Origin of the sequence: Embleya sp. NBC_00888, assembly GCF_045207655.1 — a bacterium.
GTDB lineage: Bacteria > Actinomycetota > Actinomycetes > Streptomycetales > Streptomycetaceae > Embleya.
Map to the genome: position 1 here is coordinate 4,664,746 of NZ_CP108784.1, position 14,698 is coordinate 4,679,443.

Annotated in this window: 13 protein-coding genes; 8 read left to right on the top strand and 5 right to left on the bottom strand. The window is 71.2% G+C overall.

The genetic code is table 11. The features are described from left to right. Positions 1-14: 14 nt before the first annotated feature. The gene (locus OG948_RS19605; RefSeq protein WP_406297767.1) at positions 15-1,211 is read right to left on the bottom strand and encodes a lipid II:glycine glycyltransferase FemX; all 1,197 of its coding nucleotides are present in this window, start codon (positions 1,209-1,211) and stop codon (positions 15-17) included. A 174-nt stretch (positions 1,212-1,385) separates the two neighbouring features. On the opposite strand from OG948_RS19605, the gene murJ reads away from it, so the two are divergent. From murJ to OG948_RS19625, 4 genes are all read left to right on the top strand, one after another. Further along, positions 1,386-3,203 (top strand): murein biosynthesis integral membrane protein MurJ, encoded by a 1,818-nt coding sequence (gene murJ / locus OG948_RS19610; protein ID WP_406297768.1) that lies wholly within the window; start codon positions 1,386-1,388, stop codon positions 3,201-3,203. Between the two features lie 88 nt (positions 3,204-3,291). Beyond that, a complete protein-coding gene (locus tag OG948_RS19615; protein WP_406297769.1) occupies positions 3,292-4,089 on the top strand; it encodes a hypothetical protein in 798 nt (265 codons plus the stop codon). An 11-nt stretch (positions 4,090-4,100) separates the two neighbouring features. Continuing rightward, complete coding sequence (pyrE, locus tag OG948_RS19620) at positions 4,101-4,640, top strand: orotate phosphoribosyltransferase (RefSeq protein WP_395864662.1); 540 nt, start codon at positions 4,101-4,103, stop codon at positions 4,638-4,640. Positions 4,641-4,954: 314 nt separating this feature from the next. Further along, the gene (locus OG948_RS19625) at positions 4,955-5,893 is read left to right on the top strand and encodes an LPXTG cell wall anchor domain-containing protein (protein ID WP_406297770.1); all 939 of its coding nucleotides are present in this window, start codon (positions 4,955-4,957) and stop codon (positions 5,891-5,893) included. Positions 5,894-6,107: 214 nt separating this feature from the next. On the opposite strand, the gene OG948_RS19630 is transcribed toward OG948_RS19625, so the two are convergent. Then, the gene (locus tag OG948_RS19630; RefSeq protein WP_406297771.1) at positions 6,108-6,776 is read right to left on the bottom strand and encodes a DedA family protein; all 669 of its coding nucleotides are present in this window, start codon (positions 6,774-6,776) and stop codon (positions 6,108-6,110) included. A gap of 172 nt (positions 6,777-6,948) precedes the next feature. Here OG948_RS19630 and OG948_RS19635 point away from each other — a divergent pair, with 172 nt between their 5' ends. Further along, positions 6,949-8,316, top strand: coding sequence for an FAD-dependent oxidoreductase (locus OG948_RS19635; protein ID WP_406297772.1), 1,368 nt, complete (start codon positions 6,949-6,951; stop codon positions 8,314-8,316). Between the two features lie 95 nt (positions 8,317-8,411). Here OG948_RS19635 and OG948_RS19640 read toward each other — a convergent pair whose 3' ends face one another. Together OG948_RS19640 and OG948_RS19645 are read right to left on the bottom strand one after the other, a co-directional pair. Then, positions 8,412-9,413: a hypothetical protein gene (locus OG948_RS19640; protein ID WP_406297773.1), complete on the bottom strand. Its 1,002-nt coding sequence runs from the start codon at positions 9,411-9,413 to the stop codon at positions 8,412-8,414. Further along, positions 9,410-10,036, bottom strand: coding sequence for a SigE family RNA polymerase sigma factor (locus tag OG948_RS19645; protein WP_406297774.1), 627 nt, complete (start codon positions 10,034-10,036; stop codon positions 9,410-9,412). Before OG948_RS19645 ends, OG948_RS19640 begins: the two co-directional genes overlap by 4 nt. Positions 10,037-10,651: 615 nt before the next feature. Between OG948_RS19645 and fbaA the strand changes: the two genes are divergently transcribed. Both fbaA and OG948_RS19655 read left to right on the top strand, forming a co-directional pair. Beyond that, positions 10,652-11,674, top strand: a complete 1,023-nt coding sequence (fbaA, locus tag OG948_RS19650) for a class II fructose-bisphosphate aldolase (RefSeq protein ID WP_406297775.1) — start codon at positions 10,652-10,654, stop codon at positions 11,672-11,674. Positions 11,675-11,772: 98 nt separating this feature from the next. Beyond that, positions 11,773-12,189, top strand: coding sequence for a DUF3151 domain-containing protein (locus OG948_RS19655; RefSeq protein WP_395864648.1), 417 nt, complete (start codon positions 11,773-11,775; stop codon positions 12,187-12,189). A gap of 96 nt (positions 12,190-12,285) precedes the next feature. Here OG948_RS19655 and OG948_RS19660 read toward each other — a convergent pair whose 3' ends face one another. Then, on the bottom strand, positions 12,286-13,236 hold the full coding sequence (locus OG948_RS19660) for a diacylglycerol kinase family protein (RefSeq protein WP_406297776.1): 951 nt from the start codon (positions 13,234-13,236) through the stop codon (positions 12,286-12,288). 124 nt (positions 13,237-13,360) lie between these two features. Between OG948_RS19660 and OG948_RS19665 the strand changes: the two genes are divergently transcribed. Beyond that, complete coding sequence (locus OG948_RS19665) at positions 13,361-14,653, top strand: adenylosuccinate synthase (RefSeq protein ID WP_406297777.1); 1,293 nt, start codon at positions 13,361-13,363, stop codon at positions 14,651-14,653. Positions 14,654-14,698 lie beyond the last annotated feature (45 nt).

Sequence of the window (14,698 nt, forward strand, 5' to 3'; positions counted from 1 at the left end):
CCGCCGCCCGGTCCTCAGCGGATCGACATGTACGCCCGGAACGCCTTGTGCAGTGTGGGCAGCACCGGGTACTCCCACTCGCCCAGGTTCTCCACGACCTGTCCGTTCGTGCCGAGCTTCCAGCGCAGCACCCCGAACAGCCGGTCGTCCGGGTCGATCACCGGACTGACCCCGCGCATGTCGTAGACCGGCACGCCGCGTTCGTGCACGTCCCGGATCATCCGCCACTGCAACGCGTGGCTGGGCCGCACGCCGCGCCCGTGGTCGGTGGAGGCGCCGGTCTGGTACCAGACCCGCGAGCCCGCGCTGATCAGCGTGTGCGCCGCGAGCAGCCGATCCTCGAAGCGGGCCAGGTAGAGCTTCATCCGACCCGCCGACTCGGTGTTGAGGGCGCGGAACTGGCGTTCGTAGTAGGGGAGCTCACGGCCCAGTCGGAACCCGTTGCGGCGCTCGGTGACCCGGAGCAGCTCGAAGAAGGCGGGCAGGTCCTCGTAGCCGCCCACGGTGATGTCCACCCCGGCCTTGCCGGCCTTGCCGATCGCGCGCTTCCACTCCTGGTTGAAGCCCGCCTTGACCTGATCCAACGATCGCCCCTGGAAGGGAAGTTCGAAGGTGTATCGGGGCTGCGCGTCGGCCCCGTCGCCGGACGCGCGCCAGCCCAGGTCGCCCAACCGCAGCGCGACGGTGGCGCCCAGCGGGTCGATCTCGTCCGGGGTGACCCGGTCCAGGTGCTTGAGACCGTGCCTGACCGCGTCCTTGACGGTCTGCGCCTGCCACCTTCGGTGCGCCAGCGGCGGGCCCATCCGGACCGTGAACACATGCCGAGTGCGCATGTGCTCGATCAGCGGCGCCAGCCACCGCTGCGGGTTCGGGTCGGTCCAGTCGATCACCGGACCCTCGGGGAGATACGCGAACCAGTACGGCACCTTGGGCATCTTGCGGTACAGCACCAGCGCCGACCCGACCACGACGCCGTCCGCGTCGTACCAGCCGATGCCCTCGCTGCGCCACGCCTCCTTGACCACGGCCCAGGACGGGTATTGCAGGAAGCCCGCGTCGCCACGTCCGTCGAGATGGGCCAGATGCGCGTCGGGCGTCAGCGGGGCGACCCGCAGCCTCGGGTCGCCGGCCGCGGCGGGCACGAGGGCGGCGGGGGCGGGCGCGGTGGGAACGATCGAGCGCGCGGGCGGCGCCGGGAGCAGCGTGACCACGGGACGTCTCCTCGGGGACGGAGGGATGCGGGGTAGCCCCGCATCCCTTTAAGAGCCCGTGGCAGCGGGGTTTCGTCACCGGAGAATTCGGATGCAACACAAGTGGCCCGCCGAGGACTCAGATAGAGGGGGACCATGTCCGGAGCCCCGATCGAGCCCGAATCGGAGGCTTTTGTGAGCGATGTCGTCGCGGCGCCGCCGCGCGGTCGGCACGCTCGTGGCGAGGGCCGCGAAGACGCCTCGAACGCGCCCGCGGCGGCGTCGGCGCGGCCGGTGGAACCGGCGCCCGGCCGGGCCGCGCGAGGCGGTGCCGGGCGCGCCGGCCGGTCGGTGCTGCGCGGTGGCGCGAGCCTGGCACTGGGCTCCGCGGTGTCCCGACTGACCGGCTTCGCCCGCAGCGCGACGGTGGTCGCCGCGCTGGGCACCGGGCTGTTCGCCGACGGCTACAACGTCGCGAACACGGTGCCCAACATCTTGTACATCCTGCTCGTCGGCGGCGCGCTCAACTCGGTCCTGGTGCCGCAACTGGTGCGCGCCGCACGGCGGGACGCGGACGGCGGCGCCGGGTACACCGACCGTCTGCTCACCGCGGTCGGCTGTCTGCTGCTCGTGCTCACCGTCGCGGGCGTGCTCGCCGCGCCCGCGATCGTGTCCGCGTACGCGGACTACGACGGCGCGCAGCGCGACCTCACCATCGCGCTGGCCCGGATGTGCCTGCCGCAGATCCTCTTCTACGGTGTGTTCGCCCTGGTCGGCGAAGTGCTCAACGCGCGCGGCCGGTTCGGGCCGATGGCCTGGACGCCGATCCTGAACAACCTCGTGGTGATCGCGGTCTTCGGGTCCTTCCTGCTGGTCGCGCACGACGTCCGGGACGCGCACGGCATCACGCCCGCGCAGACCCGACTGCTCGGGCTGGGCACCACGCTGGGCATCGTGGTGCAGGCGGCCGCGCTGGTGCCGTACCTGCGCGCGGCCGGGGTGCGCTGGCGACCGCGCTTCGACTGGCGCGGCCACGGACTGGGTACGCCGCTGCGGATGGCCGGCTGGGCGGTCGGCCTGGTCGGCGTCTCGCAGGTGGGCTATTGGCTGGTCACCCGGCTCGCGGTCGAGGTCTCCGACAAGGCGGTGGACTCCGGGGTCGGCCACGGCGTCGGCTACACCGCGTACGCCAACGCCCAGTTGTTGTGGATCGTCCCGCACGGCGTGGTCACCGTGTCCATCGCGACCATGCTGATGCCCCGGATCAGCCGGGCCGCGGCGGACGGACACCCGGCGCGGGTCCGCGAGTCGATCTCCCGGGGCCTGCGGCTGAACGCGCTGGTGATCGTGCCGGTGTCGTTCCTGTTCCTCGCGCTCGGTCCGCAGGTGACCGCCGTGGTCTTCCGGCACGGCGTCACCACCGAGGCGGACACCCGTGCGATGGGGCTGATGTTGTCCGCGTTCGCGCCGGGGTTGATCGCGTACTCGGCGCAGTATCTGATCCAGCGCGGGCTGTACGCGATCCAGGACGCCCGTACGCCGTTCTGGGCCAATGTCGCGATGACCGCGGCCGGGGCGCTGTTCGCGCTCGTGGCCTACGGCACGCTGCCCGCCGAGTGGGCGGTCACCGGGATGGCGGCCGGATACAGCGCCGCGCAGGTGATCGGCCTGGTGTGGTTGGCCCGGGTGCTGCGCCGGCGGCTGGGCGGGCTGGACACGGTCCGGGTGGCGCGCACCCACGTGGGCCTGGCCCTCGTCTCCGCCGCCGCGGCCGGCGGCTCGTGGCTGCTCGCCCGTCGGTGTGCGCACACGCTGGGCTCGGGGCCGGTGGGCTCGGCGCTCGCGCTGGTCGGCGCGGCGGTGCTGTTCGCGGTGCTCGTCGTGCCGATCGCGTATCCGCGGGCGCGTCGGTTGTGGTTGCCGCGGGAGCCGCCGCGCCCGGAATCCGACCCGGGCGCCACGCCGCGCGTGATCGACCCCGACGCGCCGACCGGACGACACCGGCGGGTGTGATGGGGTGGGACCCTACCTGCCGACCGCACGGGTCGGTCCACGGGTGAGCCGGTCGAGCGTCGTCCGCCGCCATGAACGGGGAGAACGGATGCAGTACGAAGTCGTCGTGCCGATCCCGGTCCGATCTGTCTGGGACACCTTCCACGACGCCGAGCGGCTGGCCCGATGTGTTCCCGGCCTGCTGCTCGACGAGCCGGCCCGGACCGGTGCCGAGGGCATCGAACTGACCGGCCGGTGGCAACTGCGGGTCGGTGCCGACACCATCACCCATCGCGGCACGCTGCGGCTCGTGGACGCGATCGAGCCGCTCGCGCTGGTCGCGAGCGTCGAGGGCGTCGAGAGCGTGGACGGCGCCGGTGACGGCGGCGACGAAAGCGGCGACGGCGGCCGGGGCACGGCGGAGTCCGGCACGATCCGCGTCGGCGCGGAGTTCGCCGTGCGGCTGTACGACCTGGACGCGGACGACGAGGACGGCCCGAGCCGGACCCGGATCGTGTTCGCCGACGCGTCGGACGCGGCCGACGGGGGCGGCGCGGGCGATGCCGTCGGTGCCGACCCGATCCGCCCGGCACCCGCGTTCACCCGGGCCGCCGACCTGTTCGCCGCGGCGCTGACCGACGAACTGGCGCCGGCGCCGGCGGACACCCCGTTCGAGTCGGTCGTGCCGATCCCGGACCCGTTCGCCACGCCGCGAGCCCGGACCCAGGGCGCCCGGCCGTCGGCGTCCGGCCCGGCCGCGATCGGCGACGCGGAGCCGGATCTGTGGTCCCGGGCGGGCCACGGCACCGGCCGCGCCGCGCGCCGTGCGGTCGGGGTCCTGGTGCCCGTCCTCGGCGCGTTGTTCGTCTGGCGTCGGGTGCACGTGCGTCGCCGTCGCGCCGGTTAGGCTCCGGTGCCATGAGTTCCGACCGCGATGCGCTCCTCGACCAGATCAAGACCAAGGCCGTCGTGCACGGCAAGGTCGTCCTCTCCTCCGGCCGGGAGGCGGACTACTACGTCGACCTGCGCCGGATCACCCTGGACGGCGAGGCCGCGCCGCTGGTCGGCCGGGTCATGCTGGAGCTCACCGCGGACCTGGAGTTCGACGCGGTCGGCGGCCTGACGCTGGGCGCCGACCCGGTCGCCGGGGCGATGTTGCACGCCGCCGCCGCGCAGGGGCGCAGGCTGGACGCGTTCGTGGTGCGCAAGGCCGGCAAGGCGCACGGGCTTCAGCGCCGCATCGAGGGACCCGACGTCAAGGGCCGCCGGGTGCTGGCCGTCGAGGACACCTCCACCACCGGCGGTTCGGTGCTGACCGCCGTCGAGGCGCTGCGCGAGGCAGGCGCCGAGGTCGTCGCGGTCGCCGTGATCGTCGAGCGCGGAGCCGCCCCGACGGTGGAAAAGGCCGGCCTGGAGTACCGGGTCGCCTACCACCTGGAAGATCTCGAACTGAATTAAGGCCGACCCGTACATTCCGCTCCGGCCGCCCCGTGTGATGCCTTACGCATTCATGGGGCGGCCATTGCTTTTTTCGCGGTCTCGGATATTGTCGGACCAGTTCCGACGTCGGCGCGTCCGCCGACCGGACTTCCCGGGGGGGAAGTGTGAATTCTTCGTGTATGTCGTCCCGTGCGCGCCGGCCGCGATCTCGCGGCTGAGTCGATTCGCGCCGAACGGGGCGTAAACACCCCTGCTCTTTCCCCTCGGGCCGCCGGGTCGGTTCCCCGTCCGACCCGGCGGCCATCTCCGCTCCACCATTCGAAGAGGTCTTGATGCAGTTGCGCCGCAGCCTTTCCACGACCGCCGTCGCGGCCATGGTCTCCTCGGTCGCGCTTTTCGCCGCTCCCGCCGCGATGGCCGCCGGCTCGACCAACTCCACCGCCCCGTCCGGCACCGCGTCCTCGACCGCGGCGCCCAAGGGCGAGGCGGACAAGCCCGGGGCGGGCGCCAAGAGCACCGCCCCGACCACCGCGGCCCCGACCGCCGGGAAGGGCGACGCGGACGTGCCGCCCGTCCTCGTCGGGGGCGGTGCGGTCAGCGAGGGCATCTCCGCGAAGGTCAACGGTTTCCCCGGCAAGCTGGTCGGCGGGGCGAAGGCGACCCCGTTCTCGACCACGATCACCAACCAGGGCAAGAAGTCGCTCGCGCTCGCGCCGGGCTTCCAGTTCTGGAACGCCGACAAGAGCCTGAAGGCGTCGCACATCGTCCTGGAGTACCTGGACGGCAACACCTGGAAGCGTGCCCAGCTGGGCGACGAGGACGGCGCCGTGGGCGGCTTCCTGGCGATGGACGGCGAGTACGTCGAGACCCCCTACCAGGTCGCGGCGGGCAAGTCGGTCACCATCCAGCTCCGGATCGCGGTCACCAAGGACGCGCCGCTGGGCAAGAACCTGGGCTTCAACGCCACCGTCGGCTTCCTCGGCGAGGAGGAGGAGGGCTCCGCGTTCGCGCTGTCCGACACGTTCGGCTTCCTGATCGCGAAGGCCGACTCTCCCGGTGGCACCCCCGGTACCCCCGGGACCAAGCCGAAGCCGCAGCCCAAGCCGAAGCCGAAGCCCGGCACGGTCAAGCCCGGCAAGGAGCTCGCCGCCACCGGCGCCGACGACAGCAACACCCCGGTGCTGATCGGTGCCGCCGCCGGCACCGCGCTCGTCGTGGGCGCGGGCTTCGTCGTCATCGCGCGTCGCCGCCGAAACGGTGCCTCCGCCTGACGGTGGACGCCCTTCCCAAAGCCGCCCTGCCCCCGGTCCCCGTCCGGGGGCAGGGTGTTTTCGTTCTCCCGCAATAGTCGCGGTCGACACGACGCATGACGCCGGTAAAAGGTTGTACGCGGATTCATTTCGATACGACTGATTAACGCGGGTGGTCCGGCAATGAAAAAGCGGCGGCGCACATATGCGCGCCGCCGCTTCAGAGCGTATGTGTTCAGCTACCCGACGACGATGCCGCTTCGCGCTTCGCCTCACGCTTGCTGCGAATGACCTCGATGATGATCGGCAGCAACGAGATCAGCACGATGACGAACACCCCCGGCAGCAGGTATTTGTCGATGCTGCTGCCGATCGTGTCGCCCAGCTTGTAGCCGAGCAGGATGATGCCGTCGGTCCACACCAGGCCGCCGACGACGTTCCACACGAAGAACGTCCGGGCGGGCATCTCCAGGACACCCGCGACCGGGTTCAGGAACGTGCGGACGATCGGGATGAACCGGGCGAGCACCACTGCCTTGGCCGGGCCGAACTTTTCGAAGTACTGCTCGGCCTTGGTCACGTACTCGGCCTTGAACAGCTTCGAGTCCGGTTTGTTGAACATCTTGGTGCCGAACCGGGCGCCGAGGAAGTGACCGAGCTGGGCACCGGCGATCGCGCATACCGGCGCGCCGACCAGCAACCAGGGCAGCGAGATGGACGTGCCGACGATCTCCTCAGCCGACGAGGACGCGGCGACGCCGGCCAGGAACAGCATCGAGTCGCCGGGGAAGAAGAACCCGACCAGCAGACCCGTCTCCGCGAAGATGATCGCGAGAATGCCGATGAGTCCGAACGTCGAGATGAGGGACGTCGCGTCGAGGACGTTGACAGCTTGGAATTCCACCTCTGGAGGGTAGTCCGCGCGACGCGTGCCTCGTCACCCGTCCCCGTCGTGAACCGCGCATCATTACGAGGTCGGAACCTTGCCGGGTGATGGGCGCGCCGATCGCGCGCCGGTCGGGCGGGGTCCCGCACACCCGGCGACACCCGTACGCACACAGAGTCAGGGGCAGCACGTGGGCATCGAGCGGCTGGTGGTGATCGGCGGCGACGCCGCCGGAATGAGTGCGGCCTCGCAGGCCAGGCGCCGGCGCGGCGAGGACGACCTGGAGATCGTCGTGGTCGAGCGCGGCCGGTTCTCCTCGTACTCCGCGTGCGGCATCCCGTACCTGGTGTCGGGCGAGGTGGAAGGTCCGGACGCGCTGATCGCCCGTACGCCCGAGGAGCATCGCAAGCGCGGGATAGACCTGCGGTTGGGCGTCGAGGCGGAGGGTTTGGACCTGGATCGCCGCGAGATCGCGGTCCGCGACCTGGGCAGTGGCCGGGCCGAACGGATCGGCTTCGACCAGCTCGTGCTGGCCACCGGCGCGGTGCCGGTGCGGCCGCCGCTGCCGGGCATCGACGCGCCCGGCGTGTACGGCGTGCAGACCCTGGAGGACGCGCGCGAGCTGATCGACTGGCTGGCCCCCGAGCACCGTACGGCGGTGGTGATCGGCGGCGGCTACATCGGCATCGAGATGGCCGAGGCGATGGCCCACAAGGGCCTGTCGGTGACCGTCGTGGACCGGTCCGCGCAACCGATGTCCACGCTCGACCCGGACATGGGCGCGCTGGTGCACGAGGCCATGGAGGGCCTGGGCATCGACGTGGTGACCGATACCGAGGCCCGCGAGATCGAGCTGGTGGACGGTCGGGCGAGCGCCGTGCTGACCGGCGACGGGCGCTTTCCCGCGGACATCGTGGTGCTCGGCCTGGGGGTGCGCCCGGCCACCGAACTCGCCCGCGAGGCGGGCCTGCCGCTGGGCGCGAGCGGCGGTCTGCGCACCGACCTGCGGATGCGGGTCACCGCGGACGGCATCTGGGCGGGCGGCGACTGCGTCGAGGTGCTCAACCTGGTCTCCGGCCGCCGGCAGCACATCGCGCTGGGCACCCACGCGAACAAACACGGTCGGGTGATCGGCACCAACATCGGCGGCGACTACGCGACCTTCCCCGGCGTGGTCGGCACCGCCGTGAGCAAGGTCTGCGACCTGGAGATCGGCCGGACCGGGCTGCGCGAGAAGGACGCGGCGGCGGCCGGATTCGAGTTCGTGACCGCGACCATCGAGTCCACCGGCCGGGCCGGCTACTACCCGGGCGCGCGCTCGATGAAGGTCAAGATGATCGCGGAGCGGATCACCGGCCGGCTCCTGGGCGTGCAGATCGTCGGCCGGGACGGCGCCGCGAAGCGGATCGACACCGCGGCGGTCGCGCTCACCCACCGGATGACGGTGGAGGAGATGACCTCCCTGGACCTGGGCTACGCGCCACCCTTCTCGCCGGTGTGGGACCCGATCCTGGTGGCGGCGCGCAAGGCCGCCCAACGCGTCGCCGAGGACCACTGACCCGTCGCGTCGGCCCGACGCCGGCCACCCGCCGCCCGAACGGACGGCGGGTGGCCGGCCGCCGGCGCCCGCTCGGGCGGCGGCGCGCGCAGCGGTCAGCGCGCCGAATACGGGCGGGGCTTGAAGCCGGTCGCGTCGATGGACGCGATCAGGCTGTCGATCGCGCCGTCGGTCTTGACGTCCACGCCGGTGGCCATGATCTCGATGCCCTGGTCCACGATCGACCAGGTGCGCACCTTGAAGTTCTGGCCGCCCGCGCAGGTCACCGAGACCACGCGGTACTCCGCGCCGCGCCCGCCGACGGTGCGCTTCTCCTTGGTCACCACCTTGGCCGTGATCGTCTCGGTGTCGTTCAGCACGACCAGGCGCCCGTCCTTCGCGCAGACCGGCCGGGTGGCGTAGCCGTACGGGCTGCGATCGATCGTCGTCGCGTAGCTCCACCGGGCCGGGCCGTCGAGTTCGTCGACGCGGATTTCCACGGAGTTCAGATCGCAGGCGACCGCGCTCCCCGACGTCCCGGCGGCCAGGAAGCAGCGGCTGCGGCGGACCCCGCCGGAGTCGGCTTCGCCGGCCTGTTCGTGCCATCCGGCCGGCAGGTTCACCTTGATCGCCTGCGCGCCGAAGGTCTTGTCGACCGGCCGGGTGCTCGTCGAGGTGCTGGGGGTGCCGGTTCGGCTCGGCGGAGGCGACGTCCGCGTCCTCTCGCTCGTCGCCGGCGAGTCGGGATCCGGGTCCGGATCCACCGGGGGCGTGGTGGTTCGGGGGACGCTCGTCGTCGGCGCGGCCTGCGCCGGCGCCTCGGGCGCCGCGGTGCGCTCCGTGGTCGGCAGCGCGCTCACCGACATCGGCCCCTGGGCGGGCGCGCCGGCCTGGTGTCGCGGTGCCCCGATCAGGGACACCCCGCCGAAGGCCGCGGCCACGGCGGCCAGTATGCCGAGGGGGACGCCGACCCTCGTGCGCCGACTGCGGTGGGCGTCCTTCGCGGTGGGTGGGCCCGGCGGTCGCAGGGAGCCGAGCGTGACTGAGTCCGCGCGCGAGGCCAGGGCCGCGCGCAGCAGATCCTCCATCGATTCGTCGCGCGCATGGCGTTCGGTCACGACTGTTCGTCCTTCATGAGTTTTTCGAGGGCATCGATGGCACGGCTTGCCGTGGACTTCACCGCTCCACGGGAAAGCCCGAGGGTCTCGGCTATCTGAGCCTCCGTCATATCGGACCAGTAGCGCAGCACCAGCACTTCGCGCTGTCGCGGTGCCAGGCGCTGGACCGCGCCGAGCACCCGCAGGTGCTCCTCGGACAGGACCACCACGTCCTCGGGCGAGGAGGCGTCGGGTTCGTGCGGGGGCACGTAGGCACGGGCGGTACGTCGGCGCCGCAGCACCGAGCGGGAGAGGTTGACCACGGAGGTGCGCAGGTAGGCCAGCGCGTTGTCGACGTCGTCCAGTTCCTCGCCGAAGCGTCGGTACAGCGCGGTGAAGGCGTCCTGCACGACGTCCTCGGCGGTGCCGAGATCGTCGACGAGCAGGATGGACAGCCGGACCATGCCGAGTCGTTGGGCGTGATAGAGCTCGGTCAACGTCGGGCGGGCCGGCGGTTCCTCGCCGCCGCCGCGCAGGATCCGAAATCGCGTACGACGTGGTGCGTCGGGCACCGTCGGGTCCTCCGACGGGGAGCCGGACGACGCGTGGTCGCCCCCGAATGCCGGCATGCTCAGCAGCGCCACAGCCCTGCCGCCCCCTTCGCTGTCATGAGACCGCCCCCACCCTCCGTGCACAGCCCGTGTCCTGGTGACGCGCCGCACCCCGAAGGGTTGCGTGATCGACCGAAGTTCTTTTTCCCGTGCCTGAGTTCGCGCCGCGACGGCGCCCCGTCGAGCCGGAGCCCGCAAGCGTGGCCGTGGCGGAGACCGCGACCTCCTTCACCGCAAATCAGCTCATAACGGTCCCGCGCATGACAGGGGTCCCCCTTGGGGAAGGTTGTGGAAAAAGAATCGAGGACGGACGGGGTCCGCGGACGCCACGAAAGCCGGTGTCGTTCGGCCCCGCACGTTGTTCCCGCCGTGTCCCCGCGTGCCCGCTCTCACCTTCCAGGACGCACCTCCGGTGGGATGGTTGCGTCACCGGTGCAAGTTCGTGCGAAGGTCTCCCGAGAGCTCGGCGCGACCGCGCGACGTCGACCTGACGCTCCGTCAGATGCGGCATCCGCTCCTCCGAATGGGGAGGACGGGATGCGGTGTCGTTCGGAGCGGTCTGCCAGGATGGGCGGCAAGCGGGGATACGGCCATCCGTGTCCGAAAACCCTCATATCACCGCTTGGCCGAGCAACGAGGAGCAGACGCATGCCCATCGCAACTCCCGAGGTCTACGCCGAGATGCTCGACCGGGCGAAGGCCGGTCGATTCGCCTACCCGGCGATCAACGTGACCTCGTCCCAGACCCTGAACGCCGCGCTGCGCGGCTTCGCCGAGGCGGAGAGCGACGGCATCGTCCAGGTGTCCACGGGCGGCGCGGAGTTCCTGTCCGGCACCACCGTCAAGGACATGGTGGTGGGCTCGGTCGCCTTCGCCGAGTACGCGAAGGTGGTCGCGGAGAAGTACTCGGTGAACATCGCCCTGCACACCGACCACTGCCCCAAGGACAAGCTCGACGGGTTCATGCGCCCGCTGATCGACATCTCCGCCGAGCGTGTGGCCAAGGGGCAGGACCCGCTGTTCCAGTCGCACATGTGGGACGGCTCGGCCGTACCGCTCGACGAGAACCTCGAGATCGCCCGTGAGCTGATCGCCAAGTGCGCCGCCGCGCGGATCATCATGGAACTGGAGATCGGCGTCGTCGGCGGCGAGGAGGACGGCGTCGACAACGAGATCAACGACAAGCTCTACACCACCCCGGGCGACGCGCTGGAGACGGTCGAGGCGATCGGCCTGGGCGAGAAGGGCCGGTACATGCTGGCCGCGACGTTCGGCAACGTGCACGGCGTGTACAAGCCGGGCAACGTCAAGCTGCGCCCGAGCATCCTCAAGGACATCCAGGACGCGGTCGCCGCGAAGTACGGCCGGGAGAAGCCCTTCGACCTGGTCTTCCACGGCGGCTCGGGCTCGCTCCTGGAGGAGATCCGCGAGGCGCTCGACTACGGCGTGGTCAAGATGAACGTCGACACCGACACGCAGTACGCCTTCACCCGCCCGGTCGTGGACCACATGCTGCGCAACTACGACGGCGTGCTCAAGGTGGACGGCGAGGTCGGCAACAAGAAGCTGTACGACCCGCGTTCGTACGGCAAGGCGGCCGAGACCGGAATGGCCGAGCGGGTCGTCGTGGCCTGCCGGGACCTGCGTTCCGCCGGCACCCGGCTGAAGTAGCGCCCACCGGGGCCACACCCCGCCCGACCGGAGCCCGCGACCACGAGGTCGCGGGCTTCGCGTCGTGACGGGCGATCGTGATGGGCAATCATGGGCCCATGACCATCGATCAGAACCTCTTCGGCGGACCCGACCCCACCTACCTGCCCGAGGAACCCGAGCCGCTGGCGCTGCTCGTGGACGGTGTGCCGCCGGTCGAGGTGGCCGCGAAGTTCCCGACCTTCTCCCTCGCGTGGGCCGAGCTGGCCGACGCCGCGTTCGCCCAGGGCAACGTGATCGAGTCCTACGCCTACGCCCGGGTCGGCTACCACCGCGGCCTGGACGCGCTGCGCCGCTCCGGCTGGCGCGGCCACGGCCCGGTGCCGTGGGAGCACGAGCCGAACCGGGGCTTCCTGCGCTCGCTGCACGCGCTGGCGCGGGCGGCGGGGTCCATCGGCGAGGAGGAGGAGTACTCGCGCTGCACCATCTTCCTGCGGGACAGCAGCCCGGCGGGCGCGGACGCGCTCGAGGGCTGAGCGGGACCCGGCCTCGGGCCGAGGTGGCCCCGAACGCCGGCCGGGCCGCATCCTTCGGCCCGGCCGGCGTTCGGCCCGCGGTTTCGACGTGGGGTGCTACGCCGGTACGAACAGCCGCCAGCCGCTCGGCCGTACCGTCCACGTGCGCAGCCGTACCGGTCCGGTCGCCATGCCGTCCGCCGCATAGGTGAAGTCGCGACCGCACACGGTGATCTCGTGTGCGCGCAACTGCACGAGCGCGTCCCGGGCCTGGGCCGCGCCGAACCGGGTGGCGCCGGGATGACCGGTGATCATCACGCTCGCGAGCCCCGCCCCGTTCATCCCGTTCACACTCTTCATCCCGTTGCCGGCGTTGCCGGTGCCGGACCCGTTCGACGTGACTTCCGTCATCTTCGACCCGGGTGTCACCGAGCCGTCACACCCCAGGTGCACGGACAACACCGGCCGATCCATGTCGGCCACGACACACCCGTCCGCCTCGATCCGCAGCCGGTGACCCGAGGGCCCCACCGCCGCGCCGACGGTGCTCGACACGGTCCGCACGGCGTGGTCGACCAGCCCGCGCCAACCGCGTCCGGGCACCGTCCGCACCGGCGCGGGACGGGTGGAACGCACGCCGTGGCCGATCCGGATCGAACGCAGCGCGAGGCCGCCCAGGTCGTCCGACATCAGGTCGAAGGAACGTTCGTTCTCGCCCAACGCCACGCGTGCCGCCTTGGCCGGCTCGGCCGGCAGGCCGAGTGCCTCGGCCAGTCCGTGGCCGCTCCCGGTGTCCACCGGGACGATGCCCAACGGGGTGTCCCCGAGCTCTCCCTGGCGATCCAGTAAACGGGCCACGGCGTGCACACCGGCATCCCCGCCGATCACCACGACACGCCGACGGCCCCGCCGCGCGAGCGCGCGTTGCAGGTCGGCGGTGTCCGTGGGAATGACGATCTTGCTGGGGGCGCAGGCCCGCAGAACATCGAGCGCGACCCGGACGGATTCGCCGTCCGCCGAGCGAGCCGCAGGGTCCGTGATCACGAGCAGCGAGCGCTCGGCCGACACCGGTCGTCCTTCCTCAGGTAACCTCTCCCCGCAAGAGCCCCTTGCCGCGCACCGCGTCAAGGGGCTTGGACCGTCCGGGGCTCCCGTTGTCAAACATGCCCCGCCTGGAAGGGGTGTACGCCTCATGCCCGCACTCGTACTCGTCGGCGCCCAATGGGGAGACGAGGGCAAGGGGAAGGCTACCGACCTGCTCGGCGGATCCGTCGACTACGTGGTCCGGTACCAGGGCGGCAACAATGCCGGCCACACCGTTGTCATCGGCGATCAGAAGTACGCCCTCCACCTGCTGCCCTCCGGCATCCTCACGCCCGAGTGCACGCCCGTCATCGGCAACGGTGTCGTGGTCGACCCGGGGGTGCTGCTGCACGAGATCAGCACCCTGGTCGAACGCGGCATCGACACCTCCAAGTTGCTCATCTCGGGCAACGCGCACCTGATCACGCCGTACCACCGCACCCTGGACAAGGTGACGGAACGGTTCCTCGGCAAGCGCAGGATCGGCACCACCGGGCGCGGCATCGGCCCGGCCTACGCCGACAAGATCAACCGGGTCGGGATCCGCGTCCAGGACCTGTTCGACATCGGCATCCTGACCCAAAAGGTCGAGAGCGCGCTGTCGGACAAGAACCAGATGCTGGTCAAGATGTACAACCGCCGCGAGCTGCGCGTGGAGGAAGTGGTCGAGGAATACCTCGGCTACGCCGAGCAGCTCAAGCCGTACGTCGCCGACACCACGCTGGTCCTGAACCAGGCCCTGGACCAGGGCAGGGTCGTCCTGCTCGAAGGCGGCCAGGGCACGTTGCTGGACGTGGACCACGGCACGTATCCGTTCGTGACGTCCTCCAACCCGACGGCGGGCGGCGCGTGTGCCGGATCCGGCATCGGTCCGACCAAGATCACCGGTGTGATCGGCATCCTCAAGGCGTACACCACGCGTGTGGGTGCCGGACCGTTCCCGACCGAACTCTTCGACGCGGACGGCGAGGCGCTGCGCCGGATCGGCCACGAGCGCGGGGTGACCACCGGTCGCGACCGGCGCTGCGGCTGGTTCGACGCGGTCATCGCGCGCTACGCGACCCGGGTCAACGGGCTCACCGACTTCTTCCTGACCAAGCTGGACGTGCTGACCGGCTGGGAGGAGATCCCGGTCTGCGTCGCCTACGACATCGACGGCGTGCGCTACGACGAACTGCCGATGTCGCAGACCGACTTCCACCACGCGAAGCCGATCTACGAGAAGCTCCCCGGCTGGACCGAGGACATCACCGGCGCGCAGACCTTCGACGATCTGCCCAAGAACGCGCAGGCGTACGTCCGGGCCCTGGAGGACATGTCCGGCGCCCCGATCTCGGCGATCGGCGTCGGCCCCGGCCGCACGCAGACCATCGAGATCAACAGCCTGCTCCGCGGCAAGTAGCGGGCGATCCAGGCACGGCGGGGCCCGTCCGACACACTGTCGGAT

What these genes read in the sequence shown, in the direction of transcription:
- OG948_RS19615 (WP_406297769.1), top strand. Translation starts at nt 3,292, where the DNA reads ATGCAGTACGAAGTCGTCGTGCCGATCCCGGTCCGATCTGTCTGGGAC.
- pyrE (WP_395864662.1), top strand. Translation starts at nt 4,101, where the DNA reads ATGAGTTCCGACCGCGATGCGCTCCTCGACCAGATCAAGACCAAGGCC.
- OG948_RS19625 (WP_406297770.1), top strand. Translation starts at nt 4,955, where the DNA reads ATGCAGTTGCGCCGCAGCCTTTCCACGACCGCCGTCGCGGCCATGGTC.
- fbaA (WP_406297775.1), top strand. Translation starts at nt 10,652, where the DNA reads ATGCCCATCGCAACTCCCGAGGTCTACGCCGAGATGCTCGACCGGGCG.
- OG948_RS19655 (WP_395864648.1), top strand. Translation starts at nt 11,773, where the DNA reads ATGACCATCGATCAGAACCTCTTCGGCGGACCCGACCCCACCTACCTG.
- OG948_RS19665 (WP_406297777.1), top strand. Translation starts at nt 13,361, where the DNA reads ATGCCCGCACTCGTACTCGTCGGCGCCCAATGGGGAGACGAGGGCAAG.